The organism is Inquilinus sp., assembly GCF_039594555.1.
GTDB lineage: Bacteria > Pseudomonadota > Alphaproteobacteria > DSM-16000 > Inquilinaceae > Inquilinus.
In genome coordinates this window covers 1-10,097 of the sequence record NZ_JBCNNF010000254.1, presented here as the reverse complement: position 1 = coordinate 10,097, position 10,097 = coordinate 1, and the positions used below count along the sequence as shown (strand labels likewise).

Annotated in this window: 13 protein-coding genes and 1 tRNA gene; 7 read left to right on the top strand and 7 right to left on the bottom strand. The window is 70.2% G+C overall.

Features of this window, described 5'->3' with window-relative positions:
• Positions 1 to 137: 137 nt before the first annotated feature.
• The 5 genes from ABDW35_RS23850 (at position 138) to ABDW35_RS23830 (ending at position 1,535) form a co-directional block, all read left to right on the top strand.
• Complete coding sequence (locus tag ABDW35_RS23850; RefSeq protein ID WP_343716356.1) at positions 138 to 380, top strand: hypothetical protein; 243 nt, start codon at positions 138 to 140, stop codon at positions 378 to 380.
• 62 nt (positions 381 to 442) lie between these two features.
• Positions 443 to 784: a hypothetical protein gene (locus ABDW35_RS23845; protein WP_343716355.1), complete on the top strand. Its 342-nt coding sequence runs from the start codon at positions 443 to 445 to the stop codon at positions 782 to 784.
• Between the two features lie 44 nt (positions 785 to 828).
• On the top strand, positions 829 to 1,161 hold the full coding sequence (locus ABDW35_RS23840; RefSeq protein ID WP_343716354.1) for a four-helix bundle copper-binding protein: 333 nt from the start codon (positions 829 to 831) through the stop codon (positions 1,159 to 1,161).
• 24 nt (positions 1,162 to 1,185) lie between these two features.
• On the top strand, positions 1,186 to 1,377 hold the full coding sequence (locus tag ABDW35_RS23835; RefSeq protein ID WP_343716353.1) for a hypothetical protein: 192 nt from the start codon (positions 1,186 to 1,188) through the stop codon (positions 1,375 to 1,377).
• Positions 1,374 to 1,535: a DUF305 domain-containing protein gene (locus tag ABDW35_RS23830; protein WP_343716352.1), complete on the top strand. Its 162-nt coding sequence runs from the start codon at positions 1,374 to 1,376 to the stop codon at positions 1,533 to 1,535. The genes ABDW35_RS23835 and ABDW35_RS23830 overlap by 4 nt, the downstream gene beginning before the upstream one ends.
• 648 nt (positions 1,536 to 2,183) lie before the next feature.
• Here the strand turns inward: ABDW35_RS23830 and ABDW35_RS23825 are convergent.
• The 3 genes from ABDW35_RS23825 to ABDW35_RS23815 form a co-directional block, all read right to left on the bottom strand.
• Positions 2,184 to 2,268: transfer RNA gene (locus ABDW35_RS23825), tRNA-Leu, on the bottom strand.
• A 225-nt stretch (positions 2,269 to 2,493) separates the two neighbouring features.
• Entirely contained in the window at positions 2,494 to 3,273 is a 780-nt protein-coding gene (locus ABDW35_RS23820; protein ID WP_343716351.1) for a molybdopterin-binding protein, read from the bottom strand.
• Positions 3,274 to 3,343: 70 nt separating this feature from the next.
• Positions 3,344 to 4,258: an SDR family oxidoreductase gene (locus ABDW35_RS23815; RefSeq protein WP_343716350.1), complete on the bottom strand. Its 915-nt coding sequence runs from the start codon at positions 4,256 to 4,258 to the stop codon at positions 3,344 to 3,346.
• Positions 4,259 to 4,514: 256 nt separating this feature from the next.
• On the opposite strand from ABDW35_RS23815, the gene map reads away from it, so the two are divergent.
• Positions 4,515 to 5,297 (top strand): type I methionyl aminopeptidase, encoded by a 783-nt coding sequence (gene map / locus ABDW35_RS23810; protein WP_343716358.1) that lies wholly within the window; start codon positions 4,515 to 4,517, stop codon positions 5,295 to 5,297.
• A 10-nt stretch (positions 5,298 to 5,307) separates the two neighbouring features.
• Positions 5,308 to 6,009: a DNA repair protein RadC gene (radC, locus tag ABDW35_RS23805; RefSeq protein ID WP_343716349.1), complete on the top strand. Its 702-nt coding sequence runs from the start codon at positions 5,308 to 5,310 to the stop codon at positions 6,007 to 6,009.
• A gap of 6 nt (positions 6,010 to 6,015) precedes the next feature.
• On the opposite strand, the gene ABDW35_RS23800 is transcribed toward radC, so the two are convergent.
• The 4 genes from ABDW35_RS23800 to ABDW35_RS23785 form a co-directional block, all read right to left on the bottom strand.
• Entirely contained in the window at positions 6,016 to 7,041 is a 1,026-nt protein-coding gene (locus ABDW35_RS23800; RefSeq protein WP_343716348.1) for an aldo/keto reductase, read from the bottom strand.
• A 33-nt stretch (positions 7,042 to 7,074) separates the two neighbouring features.
• Positions 7,075 to 7,905 carry an amidohydrolase family protein gene (locus ABDW35_RS23795; protein ID WP_343716357.1) on the bottom strand — a complete coding sequence of 277 codons (831 nt, stop codon included), beginning with the start codon at positions 7,903 to 7,905 and terminating at the stop codon, positions 7,075 to 7,077.
• A gap of 75 nt (positions 7,906 to 7,980) precedes the next feature.
• Positions 7,981 to 8,706, bottom strand: coding sequence for an HAD family hydrolase (locus ABDW35_RS23790; protein WP_343716347.1), 726 nt, complete (start codon positions 8,704 to 8,706; stop codon positions 7,981 to 7,983).
• A partial coding sequence (locus tag ABDW35_RS23785; RefSeq protein WP_343716346.1) for a sulfatase-like hydrolase/transferase occupies positions 8,703 to 10,097 on the bottom strand: 1,395 nt, incomplete at its 5' end. The genes ABDW35_RS23790 and ABDW35_RS23785, both read right to left, overlap by 4 nt.

Sequence of the window (10,097 nt, the reverse complement as noted above, 5' to 3'; positions counted from 1 at the left end):
CGGGGAGTCACGGAGGCCACCATGAAGCACCGCAAGGGTCCGTTCAGCGAGGACCTTCGCGCCGTGTTCGCGATGGCGGGGCGCCTCCCCGGCCCTTTCCGGCCGGCGCCTCCGGGACGGGATCGCCAGAGGCCCCGGTGAGGGAGCGCATCCAGGACAACTGGGATATCGGCATCCGGCTGTCCGACATCTCCTCCGGCACCGCCATCGTGGCGAGATGCGGGAAGTGCAGCCGCAAGCGGCAGCTGGACCGGCGGCGGCTGATCCAGCGCTTCGGCCGGGACGCCAGGCTGCTGCGGCTGGAGCTGGCCCTGCGCTGCACCGGCTGCGGGTCGGAGACCGCCTGCCGGATCGAATTGCAGGCGGCACGGCGGGACTGACGGCAGAACCAATCCTCCGCTCGCCCCGTTGACCAGGAGAACCCGCCAAGCGAGGTCGGCCCATGAGCCGTTCCGGACTCCTGCTGCGCCGCCTGATCACGGCCCTGTCGCTGGCCGCGGCGCTCGGCTTCGGCCTGGAGCCGGTGGCGGCGCTGGCCTCGAATGCCGGGCTTGAGGGCGACCCCTGCCTGACTGTGCCCGCATCCCAGCACCCGACGGGCGCCGGCCAGCATGGCGGCGCCCATTCCACATCCTGCTGCGGCATGCTCTGCGTCCCGGCCCTGGCCGCCGACGGCGCCACGGTGCCGCCGCCGGACCACGTGCCGAGCCGGGCCATTCATCCGGCCGACACGTCGGAGAACGGCATCGAGCTCGACGGCCCCAGCCCGCCTCCACGACCCTGATCGCTCCCCATTCACCCGACACCCACCAGCCACGGAGCGATTCCATGCATACCTTTTCCGCCGAAATGCGCGCCTGCATCGAGGACTGCACCCGCTGCCACCAGGCCTGCTTGTCGACTGCGATGTCGCATTGCCTGGAGGCGGGCGGCCCGCATGTCGAGCCCAGGCATTTCCGGCTGATGATCGCCTGTGCCGAGATCTGCCGTGCCGCGGCCGACATCATGCTGATCGGGACCGAGCATCACCGGCGCGTCTGCGCCGCCTGTGCCGAGATCTGCGACGCCTGCGCCGCGGATTGCGAGCGCATCGGCGACATGCAGGACTGCGTCGACGCCTGCCGGCGCTGCGCCCGATCCTGCCACGCCATGGCGGCCTGAGCGCCGGAAGCCCAGGACGTCATGATGAACAGGCACGGCATGCTCGCGGCCGTGGCGACCCTGCTGATCGCGGTCGCCGGCGGCCCCGCCATAGGCCAGAACGCGTCGTCCGGACACGGCGCCGGCGCGTCGACGGCCTATATGGACGCGATGTCCTCCATGAACCGGACCATGGCCGGGATGCGGATGACGCCGATATCGACTTCGCCCAGATGATGATCCTGCATCACCAGAGCGCCGTCGACATGGCCGAGGCCTATCTACGGCACGGGACCGACCCTCAACTGCGGGCCCTTTCGCAGCAGGTCGTCACGTCCCAGCGCGAGGAGATCGGGACGCTGCAGGCCTGGCTGGCGAAGCATCGCAAGCCATAGCCGGACGCGCTGCGGTGCGGATGGCGGGGAGACCCACGATACGCACCCAACCCTCGGCAGGACCGGGGATCTTGATCGCTCACCGGGTCGCTCTTGCAGCGGCTCGGCTCATCGAGGTCCCCGGTCCATCGCCCGAACCATGAACTGAACGACATGCGCCTCGAGCCGCGTGCCTCGACAGATCAACATGGGGCCGGACGGACACCTCTGTCCCTCCGACCAGGCCGCCCGGCCGGCCCCATGCGGAGAACCGGCGGCCGTGTTGCGGAGCGGCCGCCGTTCCCGAAGCAAGCGTATCCGGTGGGGGGCAGCGCAACCCAGACGGCCTTCCGGATAAGCCCGCTACGGCCTTTGCCCAGGAGCGGAGCGAGCATCGTGCCCCGAAGGCGCGTCCGCTCCCAGGCGGGTTCGGCTCTGCCCAATGGTCACAGGACCGGACAGGCGCCCCCTTGGAGGACGAGGCTACCTGTCCGGCCCATGTTTCGGAGCTGAGGGCCTTTGGCGGGGGGGGCCGGCTCACCTCATTCCTGGAGACAGAATAGGCCCGCCGCCCGGCACCGCCCAGCTCGCCTTCCGTCGATAGCCGGCTGTTCGGGAGAGTGATGCCGGTCCATCGGTCGGTGGACGGCCTACCACTCCGAGGGTTGATGGTGCGGACGGCGGGACTCGAACCCGCACTCCCGAAGGACGCAGATTTTAAGTCTGCTGTGTCTACCGGTTTCACCACGTCCGCGTTGACGGCCTCTATCGCCCGGCCCCGGCCGCCGCGCAAGCGCCTTGCGCAACGGCGGCCGGGGCCTCATGTCCTGGCCATGGACGATTTCGACTGGATCCGCCTGGCCTGGCTGGTCGCCGCCCTGATCCTGGTGGCGCCGGCCGCGCTGCGCCGCGGCTGGGGCGGGCGCGGCCTGGTCTACGCCGCCGCCTGGCTCGGCATCGCGCTGCTGATTGGCCTGGCCTATTCGGCCTTCTCCGGGTCCAGCTTCTCCGGCTCCGCCCCGGCGGTGCCGCCGAGCGAGACCACCAGGACCCGCACCGCCTCGGTGGCGGCGGACAGCCTGGCGGCGTCGGTGCCGCGCAGCACCAGGCTGGTGCCGAACTTGCCGGCCCGGAAATACGGGTAGCTGCCGACCGACAGCTCCGGATACTCGGCGGCGATGGCGCCGAGTCCGGCGGCGATCACCCCCTCGCCCAGGTCGCAGGTCACGGTGCGGCTCAGCACCTTGTCGCCGCCGGCCAGCGTCGGGGCGATGCCGTCGAACATCGCCTGCATGATCCGCGGCACCCCGGCCATGACATGGACGTTGCCGATGCGGAAGCCCGGCGCGGCGCTGACCGGGTTGTCGATCAGCGTGCCGCCCTCCGGCACATTCGCCATGCGCAGCCGCGCCTCGTTCAGCTGGCCGGGCTCGTAATGCGCCTCCAGCCGCCGCACCGCCTCCGGGTGGCGCAGCAGGGGCACGCCGAACGCTTGGGCGATGCATTCGGCGGTGATGTCGTCATGCGTCGGCCCGATGCCGCCGGTGGTGAAGACATAGTCGTATCGCGCCCGCAGCGCGTTGACCGCGGCCACGATCTCCTCCGGCACGTCCGGCACCACCCGCGCCTCGCGCAGGCGGATGCCGAGACCGGTCAGCCGCTCGGCCAGGAAGCCCATATTGGCGTCCTTGGTGCGGCCGGAGAGGATCTCGTCGCCGATCACCAGAACGGCGGCGGTCACGATGCGCGTGTCGGTCATGGTTCTGTCCCGGGGCTGGAATCCGGGCGATGCTATCGCCCGGACGCGCCGCGAGACAGGCGGAAAATGCTCAGCGGTAGCCGGTGGCGTCGGCCAGCTTGCCGGCATCCTGGACCTCGACGATGTAGCGCCAGGCGTCGGGCTGCGACCCGTCGAGATCGGTGAAGCCATACACCTTCGCCAGTTGGCCGCTGGACAGGGACTGGCCGTTCCACCGCGCCCGCTCCGGGTCGGCCGCCAGCGCCGCCACGGCGCGGCCGGTGAAGCGCGGCGTCTCCGAGATGATGAAATGCGGCTGGGCCTTCGTGGCGTCGCGCCAGTTGTCCTCGGTGACCTGGTAGGCCTCCAGCATCATCTCCGACCGCATCCACCCCGGCGTCAGCGACACCGAGGTGGCGCCGTGCGGCGCCAGGTCCCTGGCATGGGCCCAAGCCATCCGGTTCACCGAGACCTTGGCGAGGTCGTAGAAGGGCGACAGCCGGTAGTGGTCGGCGTTGTACTCGGCCGTGCCGTCGGTGACCTCGACCAGCAGGCCGCCCGGGCGCTCGATCAGCAGCGGCAGGGCGTGGTGCGCGGTGATCAGATGGGTGTGCACGCCGAGCTGCAGCAGGCGCAACCCTCTCTGCAGGTCGTGCTCCCACACCGACTTGTTCCACTCGAACAGCGTCTCGCCGCCCCACACGTCGTTCACCAGGATGTCGAGCCGTCCCTGCTCCGCCCGGATGCGGGCGACCAGCCGCTCCACCTGCTCTGGCACCAGATGGTCGGTCTGCACCGCGATGCCGCGGCCGCCGGCGGCCGAGACCAGCTCCGCCGTCTCCTCGATCGTCTCCGGCCGCTGATACTCCGAGGGCCGGCCGCGGATGCTGCGGCCGGTGACGTAGACGGTGGCGCCGGCCGCCCCGAGCTCGACCGCGATCCCCCGCCCGCATCCGCGGGTTGCGCCCGCGACCAAAGCGACCTTTCCGTCCAGCGGCAGCGGCATCCGATCCTCCTCGACTTGCATGTTTTATAAATGATCATTCACTTATAAATCGGAGTCAAGCCGGCCTTGCCCTTCGCAATGGCTCGACACCCTCTGCATGCCTCTCCTGCGGCGCCGGCCCTCGGCGCCCGGCCGAGTCGGCCCCATATCCCGCCGGGTGGCGACCGCGCGGCGGCGGTGCTATAGGCTAGTGGTGATGCGAGACAGGACGGAAAGCGTGACCGAGGTGGAACCCCAGACCCGCGAGGAAGGCCACATCCCCCTGCATGGCGAGGCCGATTTCGCGGCGATGCGGCGTGCCGGCCGGCTGGCGGCCGAGACCCTCGACTTCATCGCCCCCCATGTGCAGCCCGGCATCACCACCGACGAGCTGGACAGGCTGTGCGACGGCTTCATGCGCGACCACGGCGCGGTGCCGGCTACGCTGGGCTATCGCGGCTATCCGAAGTCGAGCTGCATCTCGCTGAACCATGTCGTCTGCCACGGCATCCCGGGCGACCGGAAGCTGGAGAACGGCGACATCCTGAACATCGACGTCACCCCGATCCTGGATGGCTGGTACGGGGATTCGAGCCGCATGTATGTCGCCGGCGACAAGCTGGCGGTGAAGGCCAAGCGGCTGATCGAGGTGACCTACGAGTCGATGATGCGCGGCATCGCCGTGGTCAAGCCCGGCGCCACGCTGGGCGATATCGGCCACGCCATCCAGGCCTATGCCGAGGGCCACCGCTTCTCGGTGGTGCGCGACTTCTGCGGCCACGGCGTCGGCAAGGTGTTCCACGCCCCGCCCAGCATCCTGCATTACGGCCGGCGCGGCGACGGGCTGGTGCTGCGCGAAGGCATGATCTTCACCATCGAGCCGATGATCAACGCCGGCCACTGGGCGGTGAAGATCCTGTCCGACGGCTGGACCGCGGTGACCCGCGACCGCAGCCTGTCGGCCCAGTTCGAGCACACGGTCGGCGTCACCAAGGACGGGGTGGAGATTTTCACCCTCTCCCCTGCCGGCCACACCCAGCCGCCTTATTCCCTCTCGTAGCCGGGGCATCGTGACTGAAGCGCCGGAGGCGACGGACCCGGTTCCCACCTATACCGGCCATCGCGACCGGCTGCGGCAGCGTTTCCTGACTGCCGGCGCCGCCGCCCTGGCGGATTACGAGATCCTGGAGTTGCTGCTGTTCGCGGCGATCCCGCGGCGCGACACCAAGCCCCTGGCCAAGCAGCTGATCGCCACCTTCGGCAGCCTGGGCGCGGTGCTGGCCGCCAGCCCGGCGCAGCTGGCCCAGCGCGGCGGCCTGAGCGATATCAGCGTCGCCCTGCTGAAGGTGGTGCAGGCGGCGGCCGAGCGGATGCTGAAGGAGCAGGTGGTCGACCGGCCGGTGATCGGGTCCTGGCAGGCGCTGCTGGACTATCTCGGCGTCGCCATGAAGTTCGGCGGCACCGAGCAGGTGCGCCTCCTGTATCTCGACCGCAAGAACGCGCTGCTGGCCGACGACGCCGTGGCCCAGGGCACGGTCGACCAGGCGCCGGTCTACCCGCGCGAGGTGGCGCGGCGGGCGCTGGAGCTGGGCGCCAGCGCCTTGATTTTAGTGCATAACCACCCCTCAGGCGACCCCACACCATCCCGCGCGGACATCGAGATGACCAAGGCCGTGGCCCGGGCGCTGGAGACGGTCGGCGTCGCCCTGCACGACCATGTCATCGTCGGCCGCAAGGGCCATTCCAGCTTCCGGAGCCTCGGGCTGATCTGACGGCGCTCAGGCCGGGACCGGCGCGTCCCCCCGCACCAGGCCTTCGCGCTTCAGCTCGGCCCAGAACTCGGCCGGGATCGGCGTGGCGATCAGGGCATGGTTGCGCTCGACCTCTTCCGGCTTCACCGCGCCCGGGATCATCGAGGCGACCACCGGATGGGCCAGCGGGAACTGGATCGCCGCGGCCGGCAGCGGCACGCCGTGGCGGCGGCACACCGCCTCGATCCGGCTGACCCGCTCCAGGATCTCCGGTGGCGCGTCCTTGTAGTTGTACTTAGCGCCGGGCACGGCGCCGGTGGCCAGGATGCCGGAATTGTACGGCCCGCCCAGCATGATGCCGATGTTGCGGCGCTGGCACAGCGGCAGAAAGTCGTCGAGCGCCGTCTGCTCCAGGAGCGTGTAGCGGCCGGCCAGCAGGAAGCAGTCGAAATCGCCGCCCTCGGCGAAGCGCATGCAGGATTCGACCTCGTTGACGCCGACGCCGATCGCCTTGACCACGCCTTCCTCGCGCAGCTTCAGCAGCGCCTTGTAGGCGCCGGCCAAGGCCTCCTGCAGCCGCTGCTCATAGGCCGGGCGCGAGCCGTGGGTCCAGATGTCGACGTCGTGGATCAGCAGGATGTCGACATGGGGGATGCCCAGGCGCATCAGGCTCTGCTCGAAGGCGCGCATGGCGCCGTCATAGCTGTAGTCGAACACCGGGTCGAATTCGAGCCCGCCGGCCCAGCCGCCATGATCCACGGCCTTGCCGCGCTTCGGCGCCTCGAACACCCGGCCGACCTTGGTCGACAGCACATAGGAGTCGCGCGGCCGCTGCCGCAGCACCTGGCCGAAGCGGTGCTCGGACAGGCCGTAGCCGTAGAGCGGCGAGGTATCGACCAGGGTGACGCCGAGCTCCAGCGCCCGCGCCATGGTCCGGGTCGCCTGGCCGTCCGGCAGCTTCTGGTAGAAGTCGCCGAGCGGCGCCCCGCCGAAGCCGAGCTGGGTGACGGGAACGCCGCTCTTGCCGAGCGGACGGGTCGCGATCGGGTCCATGGGCAGGCGGTCCTCTCCTGAAGCGTCTTGGGCTCAGCCGAGCCGGTAGAAGGCGATGGCGGTGTCGCGATAGAGCTGCCGCAGCTGCGCCTCCGACGCGTCCGAGAGGATGGCGTCCAGCGTCTCGACCCAGCGGCGATAGCTGGAGGCCAGCTCGCAGACAGGCCAGTCGCTGCCGAACATGGTGCGGTCGAAGCCGAAGCAGTCAATCGTATGACATATGTACGGCTCGATCTGCTCCCGGGTCCAGCCCCCATGATCGGCTTCGGTGACCACGCCCGACAGCTTGCACCAGACATTGGGCAGCGCCGCCAGCGCCCGCATGTGATCGCGCCAGGGCTGGTCAAGCCCGTCGCGGATCCCCGGCTTGCCGATATGGTCGAGGACGAAGCGGATCTCCGGGCAGCGCCGCACCAGCTCGATCGCGCTCTCGAATTGCGGGTGGAAGATGCACAGGTCGAAGGACAGGTCGTATTCGGACAGGAGCTGCACGCCCTCGACGAAGCCGGGCCGGATGCAGAAATCCACCGCCTCGCCCTGGATCAGCCGGCGGATGCCGCGCAGCTTCGGCGTGGCGGCGTGCAGCGCGTCCAGCTCGGTCCGCACCGCCTGGCCGTCCTCGATCGCCGCGGAGGCGACCAGGGCGCCGAGCCGGGGGTCGGCCAGCGCGCCGACCCAGCGCGCCTCCTCCACCCGCTGGGCGGGGACGACGTCGACTTCGACGAAGACGTAGTTCTCGATCGCCACGCCGTCGCGTTGTTGGTCGTAAACGTCCGGCAGGTGGCGCGATTTCAGGGACGGAGCCTGGTCCATCCAGGGATAGGACAATATGGCTGGATCATAAATATGGACGTGGCTGTCCACGATCGGAAAACCGGGCACGTGAGGCCTCCACGAATGGGTTTTTCGCAACTTTAGTCTAAAAGGCGGCCGATGCCATCAGGCCCGTTGCGCGCCGTCAAGAAGATCCTCAAGCCCGCCGATGTCGGGCAGGCAGAGATCGGCCAGACCGGCCAGGGTCTCGACGGTACCGGTGCCGCTGAGCACGCCGACGCACAGGCCGCAGCCGGCGGCCCGGCCCATCGCCATGTCGTGCCGGTTGTCGCCCACCATCAGCACCGCGCCGGGCGGCAGGCCGGTGGCGTCGCAGAAGCCGTAGACCATGCCCGGATTCGGCTTGTGGCCATGACCGCTGTCATATCCGGCGATGAAATCGACCAGATCGATCAGATCGAACATCGCCAGCGTGGCGCGGATCGCCGCCTCGCCGTCGCTGGAGGCGACGCCGAGCTTCAGCCCGCGGCCGCGCAGCCGCCGGAACAGCCCGGCCGGGTCGGCGACGGTCGGGCGGATCGGCGCGGTGGTGGCGGTGCGGAAGATGCGGTCGATCTCCGGCACCAGCAGGTCGAGCCCATAGGGGCTGCCGGCGGCCACAAACGCGGCGGCGATCTCCGGCGTCGCCCCGGCGGCAAACAGGCTGTCGGCCCGCACGATGCCGGTGTGCGGGTCGGCGCCGCCGGCCTCCAGCAGCCGCCGCGCCAGCTCCGGGTCGCCGGCCGCGGCGAACATCGCCGCCTCGCGGTTCAGCGGCCGCCAGGTCGCCTCATAATCGATCAGCGTGCCGTCCTTGTCGAACAGGATGCCGCGGATATCGGCCGCACTCATCGCTCATCCCCCTCGAAATAGCCGCCTTCCAGAGTGATGTGGCTCAGCACGCGATCCTCGTGCCGCATGCGCCAGGACAGGAGCTTCTGGGCATAGGCCAGCATCTCCGCGGCATAGGCGGGGTCGCCGCTGCGGTCCTCGAACTCGCCGGGGTCGCGCTCCAGGTCGAAGAACAGCGGCGGCAGCGCGGTGCAGTGGACGTATTTGCGCCGGGCGTCGCGGAGCACCTGGACGCCGCATTCGTCGGAGTGCAGCCGGGCGGCGCCGACCCGCTCGCGCACATTGCCGAAGTCGTAGAACCAGTGCGCCGCGTCGCGCCAATCCTCCGGCCGTTCGCCGCGGCAGAAGGGCAGCAGCGAGCGGCCGTCGCATTGCCGCGGCACCGGCAGGCCGAGCCAGCGGAGGATGGTGGGCAGGATGTCGACCGATTCGGTGAAATCCTCGACCTGCCGGCCGCGGCCGGCATCCGCCTCCGGCCGCGGGTCGCGGATGATCAGCGGGATATGGGCCGACTGGTCGAAATAGCCGAGCTTGCCGAACAGGTAGTGGTCGCCGAGCTGCTCGCCATGGTCGGAGGTGAAGACGATCAGCGTGTCGTCCCACTGGCCGCTGGCCCTGAGGAAGTCGAACACCCGGCCGAGATGGTGGTCGACCTCCGACGCCAGGCCGTAATAGGCGGCGCGCACCGCGGCGACGCCGGCATCGTCCAGCGCCGCGGCCGGCCCCTCGGCATGGTTCAGGAACTTGTCGAGCCGCACCGCCCGGTGCAGCCCGGCCAGCAGCGGATGCTGCGCCCCCTCGGCGGCTGCGGACGGCCCACGCAGCGGCGCCGGCACGGAAGCCGGGTCATAGGCCAGGTGCCAGGGCGCGGGCGCGGCGAAGGGCGGGTGCGGGCAGATATAGGTCAGGTGCACGAACCAGGGCCGGCCCTGCAGCACCGCCAGGTGGCGCAGCACCTGGTCGGTCATGAAGGCGGTCTCGCTTTCCTCCGCCCGGATCCGGGTCGGTCCGAAGCCGCCCGGCGCCGCCTCGGCCGACGGGTCGGGGTCGTAGAGCGGGTCCCGCCCCTCCCCCGGCTCAGCCACGTCATAGCCCTTGGCGATCAGGTCGGCGATCCAGGCGCGGCTGGATTCGGACAGGTTCAGCACCGGGGTGAAGCCCGGCGCCACGCCTTCGTAGCTGTGCCGCGCCGGGTCGTCCGGCGCGCGGCCGCGCGGGTCCAGCGAGGTGTCGGTGTAGCCGAACAGCAGCGGGTCCCACCCGCCGCGCCGCACCTCCAGCGCCAGGTTGGTGTGGCGGGCGTCGAGCGGCATGCCGTTGCGGACGCTGCGATGGGTGTGCGGGTACAGGCCGGTCAGCAGCGAGGCGCGGGACGGGCCGCAGGGATAGGC